General features: G+C 67.5%; 19 protein-coding genes. 10 read left to right on the top strand and 9 right to left on the bottom strand.

Features of this window, described 5'->3' with window-relative positions; all coding sequences use genetic code 11:
• Positions 1-9: 9 nt before the first annotated feature.
• Positions 10-408 (top strand): NUDIX hydrolase, encoded by a 399-nt coding sequence (locus ACWFRF_RS29585; protein WP_378636247.1) that lies wholly within the window; start codon positions 10-12, stop codon positions 406-408.
• Between the two features lie 92 nt (positions 409-500).
• A complete protein-coding gene (locus tag ACWFRF_RS29580; protein ID WP_378993080.1) occupies positions 501-674 on the top strand; it encodes a hypothetical protein in 174 nt (57 codons plus the stop codon).
• On the opposite strand, the gene ACWFRF_RS29575 is transcribed toward ACWFRF_RS29580, so the two are convergent.
• Together ACWFRF_RS29575 and mca are read right to left on the bottom strand one after the other, a co-directional pair.
• A complete protein-coding gene (locus ACWFRF_RS29575) occupies positions 671-916 on the bottom strand; it encodes a hypothetical protein (protein ID WP_378636354.1) in 246 nt (81 codons plus the stop codon). The genes ACWFRF_RS29580 and ACWFRF_RS29575 overlap by 4 nt on opposite strands.
• Positions 916-1782, bottom strand: a complete 867-nt coding sequence (gene mca, locus ACWFRF_RS29570; protein ID WP_378993082.1) for a mycothiol conjugate amidase Mca — start codon at positions 1780-1782, stop codon at positions 916-918. The genes ACWFRF_RS29575 and mca overlap by 1 nt, the downstream gene beginning before the upstream one ends.
• A gap of 222 nt (positions 1783-2004) precedes the next feature.
• Between mca and ACWFRF_RS29565 the strand changes: the two genes are divergently transcribed.
• Both ACWFRF_RS29565 and greA read left to right on the top strand, forming a co-directional pair.
• Entirely contained in the window at positions 2005-2367 is a 363-nt protein-coding gene (locus ACWFRF_RS29565; protein WP_452453403.1) for a DUF4307 domain-containing protein, read from the top strand.
• Between the two features lie 276 nt (positions 2368-2643).
• Complete coding sequence (gene greA, locus ACWFRF_RS29560; protein ID WP_056813695.1) at positions 2644-3135, top strand: transcription elongation factor GreA; 492 nt, start codon at positions 2644-2646, stop codon at positions 3133-3135.
• A 91-nt stretch (positions 3136-3226) separates the two neighbouring features.
• Here greA and ACWFRF_RS29555 read toward each other — a convergent pair whose 3' ends face one another.
• On the bottom strand, positions 3227-4369 hold the full coding sequence (locus tag ACWFRF_RS29555) for a cystathionine gamma-synthase (RefSeq protein WP_379316169.1): 1143 nt from the start codon (positions 4367-4369) through the stop codon (positions 3227-3229).
• 98 nt (positions 4370-4467) lie between these two features.
• Here ACWFRF_RS29555 and ACWFRF_RS29550 point away from each other — a divergent pair, with 98 nt between their 5' ends.
• Positions 4468-5649 carry an acyl-CoA dehydrogenase family protein gene (locus ACWFRF_RS29550; protein ID WP_378993088.1) on the top strand — a complete coding sequence of 394 codons (1182 nt, stop codon included), beginning with the start codon at positions 4468-4470 and terminating at the stop codon, positions 5647-5649.
• Position 5650: 1 nt separating this feature from the next.
• Here the strand turns inward: ACWFRF_RS29550 and ACWFRF_RS29545 are convergent, their stop codons facing one another.
• Both ACWFRF_RS29545 and ACWFRF_RS29540 read right to left on the bottom strand, forming a co-directional pair.
• Entirely contained in the window at positions 5651-5932 is a 282-nt protein-coding gene (locus tag ACWFRF_RS29545; protein ID WP_378993090.1) for a hypothetical protein, read from the bottom strand.
• Between the two features lie 158 nt (positions 5933-6090).
• Positions 6091-7392 carry an NtaA/DmoA family FMN-dependent monooxygenase gene (locus ACWFRF_RS29540; protein WP_387445856.1) on the bottom strand — a complete coding sequence of 434 codons (1302 nt, stop codon included), beginning with the start codon at positions 7390-7392 and terminating at the stop codon, positions 6091-6093.
• Between the two features lie 157 nt (positions 7393-7549).
• On the opposite strand from ACWFRF_RS29540, the gene ACWFRF_RS29535 reads away from it, so the two are divergent.
• On the top strand, positions 7550-7894 hold the full coding sequence (locus ACWFRF_RS29535) for a DUF6401 family natural product biosynthesis protein (protein ID WP_379315497.1): 345 nt from the start codon (positions 7550-7552) through the stop codon (positions 7892-7894).
• Between the two features lie 62 nt (positions 7895-7956).
• On the opposite strand, the gene ACWFRF_RS29530 is transcribed toward ACWFRF_RS29535, so the two are convergent.
• Positions 7957-8790 carry a mechanosensitive ion channel family protein gene (locus tag ACWFRF_RS29530; protein ID WP_378993095.1) on the bottom strand — a complete coding sequence of 278 codons (834 nt, stop codon included), beginning with the start codon at positions 8788-8790 and terminating at the stop codon, positions 7957-7959.
• Between the two features lie 371 nt (positions 8791-9161).
• Here ACWFRF_RS29530 and erm point away from each other — a divergent pair, with 371 nt between their 5' ends.
• Positions 9162-9986: an ErmE/ErmH/ErmO/ErmR family 23S rRNA (adenine(2058)-N(6))-methyltransferase gene (erm, locus tag ACWFRF_RS29525; RefSeq protein WP_452453399.1), complete on the top strand. Its 825-nt coding sequence runs from the start codon at positions 9162-9164 to the stop codon at positions 9984-9986.
• Positions 9987-10045: 59 nt separating this feature from the next.
• Here the strand turns inward: erm and ACWFRF_RS29520 are convergent, their stop codons facing one another.
• Positions 10046-11293, bottom strand: a complete 1248-nt coding sequence (locus ACWFRF_RS29520) for a Glu/Leu/Phe/Val dehydrogenase dimerization domain-containing protein (RefSeq protein ID WP_452453463.1) — start codon at positions 11291-11293, stop codon at positions 10046-10048.
• A 156-nt stretch (positions 11294-11449) separates the two neighbouring features.
• Between ACWFRF_RS29520 and ACWFRF_RS29515 the strand changes: the two genes are divergently transcribed.
• Positions 11450-12421, top strand: coding sequence for a LysR substrate-binding domain-containing protein (locus ACWFRF_RS29515; protein ID WP_452453397.1), 972 nt, complete (start codon positions 11450-11452; stop codon positions 12419-12421).
• On the opposite strand, the gene ACWFRF_RS29510 is transcribed toward ACWFRF_RS29515, so the two are convergent.
• Positions 12389-13771, bottom strand: a complete 1383-nt coding sequence (locus ACWFRF_RS29510) for a cystathionine beta-synthase (RefSeq protein WP_378636216.1) — start codon at positions 13769-13771, stop codon at positions 12389-12391. The two genes, ACWFRF_RS29515 and ACWFRF_RS29510, sit on opposite strands and share 33 nt — an antisense overlap.
• Positions 13772-13884: 113 nt before the next feature.
• Here ACWFRF_RS29510 and ACWFRF_RS29505 point away from each other — a divergent pair, with 113 nt between their 5' ends.
• Both ACWFRF_RS29505 and ACWFRF_RS29500 read left to right on the top strand, forming a co-directional pair.
• Positions 13885-14754: an SGNH/GDSL hydrolase family protein gene (locus ACWFRF_RS29505; protein ID WP_378636213.1), complete on the top strand. Its 870-nt coding sequence runs from the start codon at positions 13885-13887 to the stop codon at positions 14752-14754.
• Positions 14755-14815: 61 nt separating this feature from the next.
• Positions 14816-16036 (top strand): acetyl-CoA C-acetyltransferase, encoded by a 1221-nt coding sequence (locus ACWFRF_RS29500; RefSeq protein ID WP_378993100.1) that lies wholly within the window; start codon positions 14816-14818, stop codon positions 16034-16036.
• Between the two features lie 176 nt (positions 16037-16212).
• Here the strand turns inward: ACWFRF_RS29500 and ACWFRF_RS29495 are convergent, their stop codons facing one another.
• Positions 16213-17070, bottom strand: a complete 858-nt coding sequence (locus ACWFRF_RS29495) for a Bax inhibitor-1/YccA family protein (protein ID WP_378636207.1) — start codon at positions 17068-17070, stop codon at positions 16213-16215.
• Positions 17071-17204 lie beyond the last annotated feature (134 nt).

The raw sequence follows: 17204 nt of genomic DNA, 5'->3' as shown, positions 1-17204 counted from the left end.
GTGATCCCCATGATCCGCACCGCCGCCCTCGCCCATGTCCGCGACCGCAGGCTGATTCAGACGCGCCCCGAAGGCAAAGATGTCTTCTACATGGCGGGCGGCAAGATCGACCCCGGCGAGACCCCTTTACAGGCGCTACATCGCGAGATCGAGGAAGAACTGGGCGTCGGGCTGGCCGGGGTCGCCGAGTTCGGCGTCTTCGAGGCCGAGGCTTTCGGGCACCGCCGCAACACCGGCCTGCACATGACCTGTTTCCGTGCCGAGCTCACCGGAGAACCCCACGCCACCGGCGAAATCGCCGAATTCCGCTACTTCACCGTGAGTGAATACGCCGCGATGGAGCACGTCGCGCCCGGTTCGATGATGGTGTTCCGGCGCCTGCACGAACTCGACCTGATCGACTGGTAGGTCGCGCACGGCGTCGATTGGATATCGGCAGAAACGAACCCGTCAACAGTGACGATCCCATAGTCGTGAACCTGCCGATAACCACCGCGCCGATGACAGTGTCCGAACGTCGCGCCGCCCTACGCCAACTCGTCGCACTGTTCGGCCTGATGAACACGATGATCGAGTTGAGTGCGGGCGGCGCGTCGCGGTCGGTGGCCGAACACGCCGCCACCGCGCGCGACCTGGTCGGCGAACTCGTCGCCGACCTCGCCGCGGCGCGCTAGGAGTTCTGTTTCGGTTCGGATTCCTCGACGGCGATCACACCGGGCTCGGTGCCGTCGTCGGCCTTCTGATCCGGTTCCGGGTGCTCGGGTTCGAACGTTTCCGGCAGGCCCTTGAGGTGCTTGTTCATCGAGCGGACCAGCAGCACCGTGCCTGCCAGCAGGATCAGGATGACCAGCAGCCCGAGCGGGGAAGCCTTGCCGAACTCGGGGCCCGTCGGTTGCTGTGCGAGGTAGACCAGCATCACCGGTCGTTGTCCTCGATGCCGGCGAACAGGTCGGTCTCCGGGATGGCGGTGGACACGCGCGTCTTGGCCAATTCGAACTCCTCGGTCGGCCAGAGCCGCTGCTGCATCTCCAACGGGATCGCGAAGAACGCGCCGTTGGGATCGATCTGGGTCGCGTGGGCGCGCAGGGCGTCGTCACGCTGGGGGAAGTACTTCGAGCATTCGATCTGGGTGGTGACCCGGCCCATGATGTCGCCGCGGGCCGCCTGGTACTGCTTCATCCGGTCCAGCCACTCCTGCAGCGGGAACGGTTCGCCGATGCGCTCGTACTCCTCGGCGAAGGCTTCCAGTCGCTTCATGCTGAAACCGTGGTCGTAGTAGAGCTTGAGCGGTGTCCACGGCTCGCCCGCCCCGGGGAACTTCGTGGGATCGCCCGCCGCCTCGTACGCGGCCATCGAGACCTCGTGGCAGCGGATGTGGTCCGGGTGTGGGTAGCCACCGTTCTCGTCGTAGGTGGTGATCACCTGCGGCTTGAACTCGCGGATCACGCGCACCAGCGCCTCGGTGGATTCCTCCAGCGGCACCAGCGCGAAGCAGCCCTCCGGCAGCGGCGGCAGCGGGTCGCCCTCGGGCAGGCCCGAGTCGACGAATCCCAGCCAGTGCTGGCGCACGCCGAGCGCGTGCGCGGCCGCGGCCATCTCCTCGCGCCGGACCTCGTTGATCCGGTCCAGCACACCGGGGGTGTCCATGGCCGGGTTCAGGATGCTGCCGCGCTCGCCGCCGGTCAACGTCACGACGAGCACCTCGACGCCCTCCGCGGCGTACCTGGCGGTCGTCGCGGCGCCCTTGCTCGATTCGTCGTCGGGGTGGGCGTGCACTGCCATGAGGCGAAGGCCACTCACTTCTCGTTCACCGTCGCTCTCGCTCGCGGGTGTCAGATGTCGTTACCTATAGTTCCATCCGACCCCCTGTTTGTTCCGACCACCCCCGGGAGCGCGAAAACGATGACCGAGCCCGCACCGGACTCCGCCGCGACCTCGGCCGCCGCAGCAGCGCGACACGCCGATCGATATGGCACAAAACCACCTGCGCGTCGCCTGTGGCTGATGGTTTTGCTCGGTGTCGGCGTGGTGGCGGCCGGCTTCGCGGTGGCCTATCTCGGCTTCCAGAAATATGGCCCGAAGGCGATCGAGACCGAGCAGCTGGGTTACGTGGTCGTCGACGACGCCACCCTGGACATGCGGATCAAGGTCACCCGCGACGACCCGCAGCAGGCCGTGGTCTGCTTCGTACGGGCGATGGACCGTGACGGCGCCGAGGTGGGCCGGCGCGAAATACTCGTGCCGGGCTCGGACTCGACCAGCGTGCAGGTGAGCACTACGGTGAAGTCGTCGGCACGCGCTTCGGCGGGCGATATTTATGGTTGCAGCGACCAGATTCCCGGGTATCTGCGCACCAGCGATCAGTGAGCCCGCACCAGCGATCAGTGACACTGCACGGCGAATAGCCCGCCTGACTAGGCTGACCTGCATTTTTGTGAGACATGCTAAAATGGGCTGATACACGGTTCCGGGGTTCGGAGCCGTGTTTGCTGCATTGGCGGCCAGCGGTGCTGTTTGCGGGTATCGGGTTCACCCCCAGGATCGCTCCAGCCGTCGGGCTGGTGCATGCCCTCCTTCGGGAGGTTTCGCGCTGGTTTCAGGGAATCCCGGTGCGCCGGGAACAACTACTAGGGAGTGATCGAGATGACCGAGAATGTGACCTGGCTTACCCAGGAGTCGCACGACAGGCTCAAGGGCGAGTTGGACTCGCTCATTGCCAATCGTCCGGTCATTGCCGCCGAGATCAACGAGCGCCGCGAAGAGGGCGACCTCAAGGAGAACGGTGGCTACCACGCCGCGCGTGAAGAGCAGGGTCAGCAGGAGGCGCGTATCCGCCAGCTGCAGGAACTGCTGAACAACGCCAAGGTCGGCGTCGCCCCCACCAAATCCGGTGTGGCACTGCCGGGCTCGGTCGTCACGGTCTACTACGACGGCGACGAGGGCGATACCGAGACCTTCCTGATCGCGACCCGCGAAGAGGGACTCGGCGCCACCGGCCTGGAGGCCTACTCGCCGAACTCGCCGCTGGGCGGGGCGCTGATCGACGCCAAGGTGGGCGAGACCCGCGAGTACACACTCCCCAACGGCAACACCATGAAGGTGACGCTGGTCAGCGCGGAGCCGTACCACAGCTGAGCTCGCTGAACCCGAACGTCGAGAACCCGAACGCAAGCGGCCGCATCCGGATACCGGATGCGGCCGCTTCGTCATGTGTGTCGGGTCCCGCTCAGCTCAGCGCCTGTTCGACATCGGCGAGGAGATCGCTGATATCTTCGATGCCGACCGAGAGCCGGACCAGATCGGCGGGGACTTCCAGCGCCGACCCCTCGGTGCTGGCGTGGGTCATGGCACCGGGGTGTTCGATGAGCGATTCGACACCGCCCAGCGATTCGGCCAGCGTGAAGATCTCGGTCCGCGAGCAGAACTTCAGCGCCGCTTCCCGGCCACCGGCCAGGCGCACCGAGATCATGCCGCCGCTGCGACGCATCTGCTTCTGCGCGATCTCGTAGCCGGGGTGCGTGGGCAGACCGGGGTAGATGACCTGCGAGATGGCCGGATGGTTGGTCAGGAACTCCGCGATCACCTCGGCGTTGTCGCAGTGCTTCTCCATGCGCACGGCCAGGGTCTTGATGCCGCGCATCGTGAGGAAGGCGTCGAACGGACCGGGGACCGCGCCCGCGCCGTTCTGCAGGAACGCGAAGTCCTTGTCGAGGTCGGCGCTGTTGGTGATCAGCGCGCCGCCGACGACATCGGAGTGACCGCCGAGGTACTTGGTGGTCGAGTGCAGCACCACGTCGGCGCCGAGCAGCAGCGGCTGCTGCAGGTACGGGGTGGCGAACGTGTTGTCCACCACCAGCTTCGCGTCGGCCTCGTGGGCGATATCGGCCAGCGCGGGGATGTCACCGATGCTCAGCAACGGGTTGGTCGGCGTCTCGATCCACACCAGCTTGGTGTTGGGGCGGACAGCCGCGCGCACCGCGTCGAGGTCGGCGATGTGGGCGGGCGAGTGCTCGATGCCCCACTGGCTGAAGACCTTGTCGATGAGCCGGAAGGTGCCGCCGTAGGCGTCGTCGGGAATCACGATGTGATCGCCGGGGCGCAGCATCGCGCGCAGCGCACAGTCGGTGGCCGCCATGCCCGAGGCGAAGGCACGCCCGTAGCTGCCCGATTCGAGGGCCGCGAGGTTGGCTTCCAGTGCCGTGCGGGTTGGGTTGCCGGTGCGCGCGTACTCGTAGCCACCGCGCATGCCGCCGACGCCGTCCTGGGCGAAGGTGGAGCTCGCGTAGATGGGCACGTTGACCGCACCGGTCTGAGGATCGGGTTCGTATCCGGCGTGCACGGCCCTGGTGGAGAATCCCAGCTCACTCATCACCTCAGACTAGTTGGCCTGCTCCGGGTGCGATCGCTGGGGTGGCGGCCTGGTCGAAGTGTCGGTTTCGGGGCTGGTACTGCGGTTAAGCTCACGCCATGGTCACTGTCGAAGAGTTGTTCGCCATCGATCCGTTGCTGTCGTCGGAGGAGCGCGAAATCCGCGACACGGTGGCGCGATTCGGGGAACGCAGGCTGCGACCGCACCTCGCCGACTGGTTCGAGCAGGGCACATTCCCGGTCCGCGAGATCGCACCGGAACTGGGCAAGCTCGGGCTGCTCGGCATGCACCTCGACGGCTACGGCTGCGCGGGCGCGTCGGCCACCGCGTACGGCCTCGCCTGCCTGGAACTCGAAGCCGTCGACTCCGGCGTGCGCAGCATGGTGTCGGTACAGGGCTCGCTGGCGATGGCGGCCATTCATTTCTTCGGTTCCGAGGAGCAGAAGCAGCAGTACCTGCCCGCGATGGCGGCCGGTGAGGTGATCGGGTGCTTCGGGCTCACCGAGCCCGATTTCGGGTCCAACCCCGGCGGCATGCGCACGCGGGCACGCCGCGACGGTGACGACTGGATCCTGAACGGGTCGAAGATGTGGATCACCAATGGGTCGGTGGCCGATGTCGCCGTCGTCTGGGCGTATGCGGAGGAGCCCGGCGCGGACAAGGCGCGGGTGCGCGGCTTCCTGGTACCCGCGGGCACACCGGGTTTCACCACTCGCGAGATCCATCGCAAGCTGTCGCTGCGCGCATCGCTCACCGCCGCACTGGATTTCGACGATGTGCGCCTGCCCGCCGATGCCGTGCTGCCCGAATCACGGGGGCTCAGTTCGCCGCTGGCGTGCTTGAGCGAGGCGCGATTCGGCATCGTCTTCGGCGCGCTCGGCGCCGCGCGCGACTGCCTGAGCGCCGCGATCGACTACGCCCGCACCCGCGAGGTGTTCGACAAGCCGCTCGCGGGCTATCAGCTCACCCAGGCCAAACTGGCCGATATGGCGCTCGAACTCGGCAAGGGGCAGTTGCTCGCGCTGCACCTGGGCCGGTTGAAGGATCGACACGAGATCACCGGCGAGCAGATCAGCGCGGGCAAGCTGAACAGCACGCGCGAGGCCATCAAGATTGCTCGCGAATGCCGGACCATCCTGGGCGCCAACGGCATCACCCTCGACTACCCGGTGCTGCGGCACGCCAACAACCTGGAATCCGTGCTGACCTACGAGGGCACCGCCGAGGTGCACCAGCTGGTCATCGGCAAGGCGCTCACCGACGCCAACGCGTTCCGGTAGGTCAGGTTCGGGCCGACAGGCTCGGCCTCGGCGCGGGCCTGATCATGCCGCCGGCGAAGGCCGCGGCGAGCATCACGATCACCACGGTGAGCACGGTCAGCGCGATCGGCACGGTGATCGCTGCGGGAATGCCGAGCAGGGTCAGCCCGGCCACACTGCCGCAACCCCAGAAGATCGCGGCGGCGAGACGGCCGAGCAGGGGTGCGTAGGGCGAGCGGCGCCAGGCGCGGGAGACCCTCGTCTGCGCCGAATACCCTGCGCTAGCAGCGATTACCGTGCTCATGCCGAACAGGTGAACGGCCGGGTCGGTGACCTGCACTGCGGGATCCCTTCGCTCGCCGGGCTGGTTTGCCGAAAGTTGTCTCCGAACGGTTATACCCATTCAGAGTCCATCGGGCGCCCGGTTCACGCAAGTCCGCGATCTCGATCACATCTCGTCGGCTACGCCCTCGTCGTCGAGGTCGGCGCGGGCAGTTCCAGATTCTCGCGGTAGGTCGCGCCCAGATAGTCGGTGTCGAGCAGCTTCCGGCGACGCAGCTCGGGCAGCAGTCCGTTGACGACGAAATCGTGGGTGCGCTCGTCGGTGAACCCGCCGAGGGAGATCACATCGAGCACATTCGCCCGATAGCGCTCCTCGATCGCGTCGGCCAGCTGTTCGGGTGTGCCCGCCGCGGCCCAGTGGCCGGTGTCCTTGGCGGCGATGACGAGTTCGCGCAGCGTCGCGCCGGAGGCGGCGAGCTTGGCGAAGATCTCGACCCGGCCGCGTCGTCGGTGTACCGAATCCAGTTGCGGCAGCAATGCTTCCGGGATGGGCTTGTCCAGCGGTAGCTCGGACAGGTCGATGCCGCCACCCAGCATGTCGGCCAGTTGACGGCGCCCCGCCTCGAAATCGGTGGCTTCGGCGGCCTCGCGAACCAGCCTGCGGGCTTCTTCCTCCGTCGCGCCGTAGGTGGCGTGGAAGGAACTGAAGATGAGCGGAAGCCCGTCCGGCCTGCCCAGCTCGGCGGCGCGGGTGCGGATCTTCTTCGTGTAGGTGATCGCATCCTCGAGCGTGGCCAGCGAGGTGAACACCACCTCCGCGAATCGTGCGCCGAGTTCGACGCCGCCCGCGGATTGACCGGCCTGGAACTGCACCGGCCTGCCTTGGGGCAGCGGCGGGATGTTCAGCGGGCCGCGGACCGAGAAATGCTGTCCGGCGAAGTCGATCGGCCGCACGAGCGATTCGTCCAGGGTCGCGCCTCCCGCGCCGTCCGGCCGCAGCGCACCAGGGCGCCAGCTGTCGAACAGCGCGTTGACCACCTCGATGGATTCCGTGGCGCGCGCGTAGCGCTGCTCCGGGCTCGGTAGATCGCGGTCGCCGTAGTTCTCCTCGCCCAGCGACGAGGTCACCGCGTTCCAGGCCGCGCGGCCGTTGCTGATGTGGTCGAGCGTGCCGAAGAGCCTGGCCAGGTTATAGGGATGATGGAAGGTCGTGGACACGGTGGCGATCAGGCCGACATCGGTGGTCACCGCGCCGAGGGCGGCGAGCTGGATCAGTGGTTCCTGCGCGCCGATCGCCCCCTGGGCGCCGAAGCTGAGCAGGTCCGCCGCGAAGATCGCACCGATCTTGTTCTGCTGTGCGATCCGCGCGATCCGGATACCTTCCTCGAGCGTGGAGCGGGTCGGATCCAGTGCCGCGGCGTACACATCGCGTGATCCGCTCACCCCGGTGACGGTCTTCAATTTCCGACGTTCGCTGCCCATGATCGACAGTCCAGCAGGGCGCTGTGCGAGCGACCATGGTTGCGCTCAACCGAATTCGATCGACCGCGAAATGGTTGCGCTGTATTCGCCCGGTCACGCTATCGATCTTGAATCGATCCAATTTCTTCAGCGACGGAGAGATTGCTACCATATTGCAATGTTTGCGCCAGGTCCCGCGTTGCTCGAACTCTCGGCGCAACGACAATTACAGCAGTTGAACACCGAGTTCGGAGCACCCGCGGCCGCCGTCGCCGCGGTGGTACCCGGACTGTCCGCCCAGCTCGACCAGCATGCCGCCGCGGTGCGCGACATTCTCGCTCTCGGCGTCGACGATTCGACGCGGGTGCCACTCGGTATTCTGCTCGCCGGTTATGTCCGCGGACTGCTCGACCATTTCGCCGAGCGGGCCGACGGGTTCTTCGCGGGTGCGCCGGACAATTGGCACGACGCCGACTGGCTGCAGTTACGCCTTGCCGCGGTGTGCGCGTACGCCGCCGACTGATACCCCACCGACGACATCGGCGCACCGCCACCCGAAGGTGACGGTGCGCCGATGCCCGTTGATCACCGCACGGTTTCGCCGCCCCAGCCCGGCTCGCCGCCGGGGTAGGTCGCGCCGGGCGTGACCCGCGCCTGCTCGGCCGCACTCGGCGCCACCCGCTCGCCCTGACGCTCGGCGTCCTCACGTCCACGCTGGTAGGCCTGGGCATGGCCCTTCATCGCCGGCATCTCCGATTCCAGGTTGCCGAGCCAATTGCTCCAGCGCTGCTCCATGGGCCTGACCAGGCCGCCACCGACACCGACCACCAGGATGCCGCCGATGGTGGCGAGCACGGCGATCAGGACCGGGGTGGTTACCGAGGTCGCGACACCGATCTGGTTCAGCGCCGCGATGATGCCGATACCCCAGATGAACACCGCCGCGATCCGGCCGAGCATGTGCCCGTAGGACAGCCCGCCGAGCGCGTTGGAGACGAGATCGCTCACCGCGTGCGCGATCGCCGCGGCGATCACCACGATGATGATCGCGACCACCGCCTTGGGCAGCCACGCCACGATGCTGGTGAGCAGCGCACTGACCGGGTTCGGCCCGAACACCGCGAAACCGATCTGCAACGCGATCAGCAGAATCGCGTAATAGGCGATCTTGGCGATGATGTCGGAAGCGTCATATTTGCTGCGGGACATCATTTTCCGCAGTTCGCCACGTTCGACGAGCTTGTCGAATCCGACACGTTCCAGCACCGCGTTCACGATCTTGGCGACCACCTTCGCGATGATCCAGCCGACGAGAAGAATGGCGATGAATGCCACCGCTTTGGGGACGAACTGCGCGACCGAACTCCATGCGTCGGTCAAGCCCTGCTGGAAATCTATCGCAATGACGGAGGTATCCACGGCCTATCCTTTCGCTCATTCCGATCAGTGCGGCTGAATTGCCGATGCACCTGTTCGTGCTGCTTACCCAGGTAATTACCATCGAATCCGCGTAGTTGCGATAAATTTGCTCACGGCCGGTCAGAGCCACAATGACCCACGGATCTCCTTCCGCCCAGCCCCTCGAGCCGATCGGCGCCGGTCCGAAATTCGGTTGCCTGGTTCTCGACCGCTTCCTAGAGTCGGTCCCATGTCGTGCCACTACTTCATTCGCCTCCGCTACAACCGGGCTCTGGCCCGCTAGCGGACGCGGATAACTTCATCGGCGTCCACCGGCGCGCCCAGGGCCCTTCGAGACTCATTCGACTCGAAGACCCGAAGGGGCAACTGCCGTGGCGCAGGATTTCGCACATCGAAACTACTCACACACTCAGCGCAAGGTCACCGGCAAGAGCGGCGGTCGGACCGCCCGTGACCACGCGAGAAGAACACTGTCCCAGAACTTTCTGGTGGATCGTGCCGCCGTCGACTCGATAGTGGCGGTGGCCGATCCGGCGGGAACAGTTCTCGAACCCGGTGCGGGCGAAGGCGTTCTCACGCACGCACTGGCTCGCCGGGGCGCTCAGGTCACCGCGTACGAGATCGATCCGCTGCTCGCGGCCAAGCTCTCGGCACGAACCCGGTCCGAGGACGGAATCCGCGTCGTCCGTGGCGATTTCACCAAGGCCAGGGCTCCCCGTGAGCCGTTCGCCGTGGTGGGCAACATCCCGTTCTCCGTGACCGCCGAGATCGTCGACTGGTGCCTGACCGCACCGGCCCTGACCTCGGCGACACTGCTCACCCAACGCGAATACGCCCGCAAGCGCACCGGCGACTACGGCCGGTGGAGCCTACTGACCGCGACGACCTGGCCGTGGTTCAGCTGGGAACTCCACGGACAGGTACCCCGCGACAGCTTCCGCCCGATCCCGTCGGTCGATTCGGCGATCTTGCGGATCACCAGAAGACCGGAACCACGTGTACGACAGCAGGATTCCTACACCGAGCTGGTGCGAACCGGCTACTCCGGTATCGGTGGCACGGTGCGCGCTTCGCTGCGTACCCGCTACCGAGGAGTCGACGAAGCGTTGACCGCCACCGGCATCGACCACAGCACTGTCGTCGCCTATGTCCACCCGGACCAGTGGGTGGAGTTGCACTCGATGCTCACTCGCTGACCAGGAGTCGGTGCTGCCTTCACTCGTGCGGGCAGCACCGTCCTCCGCATGCCGCGCTGTCAGGGGATGACGACCGGTCCGGTGAGCGGTGACGGGTCGTCGGCCCAGCGGTGGCCGATCTCGCGGGGGGTGATGTTCTCGTCGGCCCATGCGATCAGCAGCTGTGCGACCTTGTCGTGCATGGTGGTGCGGAGCCGGTCGAACGAGGTGTCGGGGACGTCGTCCACTTCGCCGAGCAGCAACCACCACGCCCAGGCCACCGCACCCGCGTTGGCGACGAAATCGGGCAGTACCGGGACACCGCGGGCGGCGAGCATGGCCTCGGCTTCCGGTGTGGTGGCGGCGTTCGCGGCTTCGACGACGACGCGCGCCCGGATGTCGTAGGAGTTGTCCGGCGTGATCGCATACGAGATCGCCGCGGGCACAAGGATATCGACGTCGGCCGATATCACGGCACCGCGCGGCATCTCCTCGATGCCCGCGGGCAGGCGGGACCGGTCGATCTCGCCGTAGCCGTCGCGCAGTTCCAGCAGCGCCGGAATGTCGAGGCCCTCGGCGCAGTACAGGGTGCCCGCGGCATCGGCCACCGTGGTGATCTTCATCCCGGCCTCGTGCAGGTAGTACGCCGCCGCCCCGCCCATGGTGCCCACGCCTTGGATCGCGGCGGTCGTGTCGGCGGGCGCCTGCCCCCACTGCACCGCCGCGGCCAGACAGGCGTGCGCGACACCGAAACCACCGATGACGTCACCGAGTAGGAAGCCGCCGTCGACCGCGACGTTGAGCCCGCCGCGGACTCGCGCCAGCGTCGCCGCCGGGTCGGCGGAGCGCCGGATGGCGGCGTGGAAGCTCTGATCCAGGTCGAGCTTGACGAAGACCGTGTCGATCAGGTGCTGCGGGACCCCCAGGTCCTCGGCGGTCACCCAGTGCGTGTCGAGCCACGGGCGCATCGCCTCGCAGAACCGCTCCAGCACGTCCACCGCGCGCGGATCCTTCGGATCGAAGTCGATCCCGCCCTTGGCGCCGCCGATCGGGAGGTCGAAGGTGGCGGTCTTGTTCGCCATGCCGCGTGCCAGGTCCTCGACCTCGCGCAGGGTGCAGCCGGCGCGCATCCGGGTGCCACCGGTGGCCAGGCCGCCGCGCAGGGTGTGGACGACAAGGTAGCCGACCGCGTCGGTGCGCGAATCCGTCCAGTGCAGACGCAGGTACGGCTCGCAACGACGGTTCGCGGGAGTGATGGCCGGGTCCGTCGATGTGCCCGCAACGCCGTGCGAACTCACCTGCGGCATACCTGTGCCCGGGTCGAGCATCGTCATGGTGCCCACCTCCTCATTCGTCGTGATCGCCCGTGGCGGACCTCGTCGTCCCCGGTAGCACCAAGCCTGCGCGGCCCCTGCCCGCGCGTCTATTTACGGTTCGTTCACGGCACCCTTCACGGTTCCTGCACAGTGCATACGCTCGGTGCTATGGACCTGTCTCTGGCCCGCTTGCGAATGTTGCGCGAACTACACCGGCGCGGCACCATCACGGCCGCCGCGGCCGCTCTGCACTACACCGCGTCGGCGGTCTCCCAACAGCTCGCACAGCTCGAACGCGACGCGGGCACCCGGCTGTTCGAACGACGCGGGCGCCGCGTGCAGCTCACCGACCTCGGGATCGTGCTGGCAGAGCACGCCGAAGAGATCCTGGCCGCGGTCGAGCGCGCGACCCAGGCGCTCGAGGAAGCGGGCGGATCGGTGACGGCGAAGATCACCGCCGGAGTGTGGGCGTCGGTGGCCTCCGGGCTGCTCCCCGACGCGCTCACCACCCTCGCCGCCTCACACCCGGGCATTCTGGTGCGTACCACCGAACTCGCACCGGAGTCGACGGCCGCCGCGGTCCGTGACGGCACGCTGGACCTGTCGTTCGTTCTCGACTACTCGAACTATCCGATGACCTGGGACCGTGGCCTGGAGCGGGCGGTCATCGGTGTCGAACGGATCCACGCCGCCGTCCCGGCAGGCGCGGTGCCCGCCGCAGGGGTGACCCTGGCCGAGTTGTCCGAGCATCCGTGGATCATCGCGCCCGCCCGGTCGCACTTCGGGCACGCGGCGCGGCTGGCGTTCCAGTCGGCCGGGCTGCGGCCGCGCATCGATCACGAGCTGGAAGAGCAGGCGACCTCGATGGCGATGGTCGCGGCCGGTCTCGGTGTGACGCTGGTGTCGGATCTGGGTCTGGCGTTGCGCCCACCCGGGGTGGATATCGTGCCGCTCGGCGACGCCCTCACCCGCACGGTGTCGCTGGCCTACCGCACCAACTCGGCGGGCCGGGCCGCGCTGCTGCTGGTGGTGGACGCGATCCGGACCGCCGCGGCGAAGAAGGGACTCGCCCCCGATATCCGCACCGCACCCACCGTGCGCCGAACCTCAGATGCTGCCGGTGCTCAGGAAACCGAGTAGATCGTGGCGGGTGATGACGCCGACGGGCTTACCGTCTTCGACGACCATCAGCGCGTCGGAATCCGACAGTGCCTTGGTGGCGGTCGAGAGGGGCTCGCCCGAGCCGATCAGCGGAAACGACGGGCTCATGTGCTGGGCAACGGAGTCGGTGAGATTGGCGCGGCCTTCGAACACCGCTGAGAGCAGGTCGCGTTCGGTGACGCTGCCCGCGACCTCACCGGCCATGACCGGCGGCTCGGCGCCGACGACGGGCATCTGGGAGACCCCGTATTCGCGCAGGATCTCGATGGCGTCGCGCAGGGTTTCCGACGGGTGGGTGTGCACCAGGTCGGGCAGGGCGCCGGACTTGCCGCGCAGCACGTCGCCGACCAGCGGTTCCGGGCCGGCTTCCAGCGGAGTCTGGAGGAAGCCGTAGGAGCTCATCCACTTGTCGTTGAAGATCTTCGACAGGTAGCCGCGGCCACCGTCGGGCAGCAGCACGACCACCACGGCGTCGGGATCACGGCGGGCGACCTCGATCGCGGCGACCACGGCCATGCCGCAGGAACCACCGACCAGCAGACCTTCCTCGCGTGCCAGGCGCCGGGTCATCTCGAAGGAGTCCGCGTCGGAGACGGCGATGATCTCGTCGGGGATCGACGCGTCGTAGGCGGTGGGCCAGAAGTCCTCGCCCACACCCTCGACCAGGTAGGGGCGCCCGGTGCCGCCGGAGTACACCGAGCCCTCCGGATCGGCGCCGATGATCTTGACCTTGCCGCCGGACACTTCCTTGAGATAGCGGCCGGTGCCGGAGATGGTGCCGCCGGTGCCGACGCCCGCGACGAAGTGGGTGACCTTGCCTTCGGTGTCGGCCCAGATCTCGGGACCGGTGGTCTCGTAGTGGCTGTCGGGGCCGCCCGGGTTCGAGTACTGGTTGGGCTTCCAGGCGCCCTCGATCTCCCTGACCAGGCGATCGGAGACGTTGTAGTAGCTGTCGGGGTGCTCCGGCGGCACGGCGGTCGGGCAGACCACGACCTCGGCGCCGTAGGCACGCAACACGTTGCGCTTGTCCTCGCTGACCTTGTCCGGGCACACGAACACGCACTTGTACCCGCGCTGCTGGGCGACCAGCGCCAGGCCGACACCGGTATTTCCCGAGGTCGGCTCGACGATCGTGCCGCCCGGCTTCAGCAGTCCGTCCTGCTCGGCGGCGTCGATCATCTTGACCGCGATCCGGTCCTTGGAGCTGCCGCCCGGGTTCAGGTATTCGACCTTCGCGGCCACCAGGCCCGCGTTGGGGCCGACCACCGAGTTCAGCCGAACAAGGGGGGTGTTGCCGATGAGATCGACGACATGATCCGCGATGCGCATGGTGCCGAGGGTAGCCGAGCACTTGCGCCCGACGCCGAGCGGAGGGGCGCCCACCAGGCCGCAAGTGGCCGACATCTCCGTTCCTCGCGATCTCCGTCGTAGAATTTTCGAATGTGAGCGCACCTCGAATCAGCTGGCGGACGGCGGCCGTGACCGGAGCGACGACGGTGCTCGCCGGATCGAGCGCCGGAACTGTCTCCTGGGCGACGTATCGATTGCTGATGACGCAGGCGGGTGCGGCGCGCGCGGTGATCGGCCGCGATACCTCCAAGCCGCCCGAGGCCGATGGCGTGTACGCACCGGGCGCGAGCCTGCCGGAACCGTGGCGTAAGACGACGCCGGTCGACCTGCACCTGATGATCTTCGGCGACTCCACCGCGGCCGGGCTCGGCTGTCTCGGCGCCGCCGATGTGCCGGGGGTGCGGTTGGCCCGCGGGTTGGCCGAGGCCACCGGCCTGCGCATCCGGTTGAGCACCAAGGCCATCTCCGGCGCCACCTCGAAGGGGTTGGCCGGACAGGTCGACGCGATGTTCGTGGCGGGGCCGCCGCCGGACGCGGCGGTGATCCTGGTCGGCGCCAACGACATCACCAAGAAGCACTCCATCCGGGCCTCGGCGCGCAGACTCGCGGCGGCGGTGTCGCGACTGCGCGAAGCGGACGCGCTGGTGGTGGTCGGCACCTGCCCGAACCTCGGCACCGTCACCGCGATCCAGCAGCCGCTGCGCACGATCGTCGCGAACTGGAGTGTGCGGCTGGCCAAGGCGCAGACGGTCGCGACCACCATCGCGGGCGGCATCGCGGTGCCGATGGGCTCACCGCTGGTCGCCTCGGAGTTCCGCGCCGCGCCCGAAATCCTCTTCGCCACCGACGGATTCCACCCGTCCGCGGCAGGCTACGAATTGGCCGCCGCGCAGCTGCTTCCCGTGCTGATCGCCCAGGTGCGCGACCGCCCTGCTCTTCCCGTCGCGCAGCTGGAGACGTAGATTCGAGAATGACCGGCATGTAAACAGCCGTTCACGTCGAACAACGCGAAAAGGAGTCCTCATGCCCGAGGCCGTCATCGTCAGCACCGCCCGTTCCCCCATCGGCCGTGCCGTCAAGGGGTCACTGGCGGGAATGCGCCCGGACGACCTGACCACGCAGATGATTCGTGCCGCGCTGGCCAAGGTGCCTTCGCTCGACCCGACGCAGATCGACGACATCATCCTCGGCACCGGCTCCCCGGCCGGTGAGGGCGGCTTCGGCATGGGCCGCATCCTCGCCATCCAGCTCGGCCTCGACGTCGTCCCCGGCACCACCGTGCAGCGCTACTGTGCGTCGTCGGTGCAGACCACTCGGATGGCCTTCCACGCCATCAAGGCAGGCGAGGGTGACGTGTTCATCTCCGCCGGTGTGGAGACCGTCTCGCGCTACGCCCGTGGCTCCGCCGACAGCTCCCCCGACACCAAGAACCCCGAGTTCGCCGAGGCCGAGGCCCGCACCGCCGAGACCGCACAGGGCGGCAAGGGCGCATGGCACGACCCGCGTGAAGACGGCCTGCTCCCCGACGCCTACATCGCGATGGGCCAGACCGCCGAGAACGTCGCGTCGCTGACCGGCATCTCGCGCGAGGACCAGGACCGCTGGGGCGTGCGCTCGCAGAACCGTGCCGAAGAGGCCATCAAGGCCGGCTTCTTCGAGCGGGAGATCACCCCGGTGACCCTGCCCGACGGCTCGATCGTGAGCAAGGACGACGGCCCGCGCGCCGGCGTCACCTACGAGGCGGTCAGCCAGCTCAAGCCGGTGTTCCGTCCCGACGGCACCGTCACCGCCGGTAACTGCTGCGCGCTCAACGACGGCGCCGCGGCGCTGGTGATCATGAGCGACACCAAGGCCAAGGAGCTGGGCCTGACCCCGCTGGCCCGCATCGTCTCCACCGGTGTCTCCGGCCTGTCGCCCGAGATCATGGGCCTCGGCCCGGTCGAGGCCGTCAAGCGCGCGCTGGCGATCGCGGGCAAGTCGGTCTCCGACATCGACCTGTTCGAGATCAACGAGGCCTTCGCCGTGCAGGTGCTCGGCTCGGCGCGTGAGCTGAAGATCGACGAGGACAAGCTCAACGTGTCCGGCGGCGCGATCGCGCTGGGCCACCCGTTCGGCATGACCGGTGCCCGCATCACCACCACCCTGCTGAACAACCTGCAGACCTACGACAAGCAGTTCGGCGTGGAGACCATGTGCGTCGGCGGCGGCCAGGGCATGGCGCTGGTCATCGAGCGCTTGAGCTAGTCCGCCTCTCCGCGTCTTCTGGCCAGGATCGGGTGCCGCGAGACATCCGACGCGGCCAGACTTCGCAGTCGGCCGAGTCAGCCGGTCCCCGGTGAGTTACCCATGTACTCGCTGGACATAGTCGAGCGGCTCCCCACAGATCGTGGGGAGCCGCTCGGTTTGTTTGTGCTTCTAGATCAGTCGCGCTGGAAGTAGCTCAGCAGGCGCAGGATCTCGACGTAGAGCCAGACCAGGGTGATGGTGAGGCCGAGGGCAACGCCCCAGGCGGCCTTCTCGGGGGCCTGGGCGCGGATCAGCTGGTCGGCGGCGTCGAAGTCGAGCAGGAAGCTGAACGCGGCGATGGCGATGCAGACCAGGCTGAACACGATCGCCAGGGCGCCACCGTCGCGCAGGCCGAAGCCGCCGTCGGTGAAGAAACTCGCGATCAGGTTGCCGACCATCAGCACCAGCACGCCGACCATCGCACCGATCAGCATGCGGGTGAAGCGGGGGGTCACGCGGATGGCGCCGGTCTTGTAGACGACGAGCATGCCGAAGAACACGCCGAACGTGCCGAGCACCGCCTGGCCGATCAGGGCGCTACCGCCCACACCGCCGAATTCGGTGTCGGTGAACATCAGCGACAGCGCGCCGAGGAACAGGCCCTCGAAGGCCGCGTAGGACAGCACGATGGCCGGGTTGTCCATCTTGCGGCCGAAGGTCGCGATCAGGACGAGCACCAGGCCGACGATGGCGCCGCCGATGACGAACAGTGGCGCCAGCGACGGGTTCGCGCTGGACAGCGCGAAGGAGATGATCGCCGAGACGGTCAGCACCGCGAGGGTGATGCCGGTCTTGGTGACCACATCGTCGATGGTCATCGCGCGGGTGGCAGGGGCCTGCTGGAATTGCTGGCCGTACTGCTGCCCGTATTCGCCGTACTGCTGGTTGCCCAGCTGGCCTGCGCCGGCTACGCCCGAACCGAAGTTCGCGTAACCGCCGACACCCTCCTGGCGGGGAAGGTTCTTGAACACCGGATTCGATGAGGTACGCACCGTGCGCCTTTCTTGGAGTTACGAGTCGCTGTACAAGCTCCAACTGCCCTGTTCAACGCGCCACGATCGGACAAAGTTCCCAGCGATCCGGTCCATGACCACACCGCCCACCCGTTCGGACAAATCGGACTCTA

Source organism: Nocardia sp. NPDC055165, from assembly GCF_053606985.1.
This window is presented reverse-complemented; position numbering and strand designations above follow the sequence as displayed.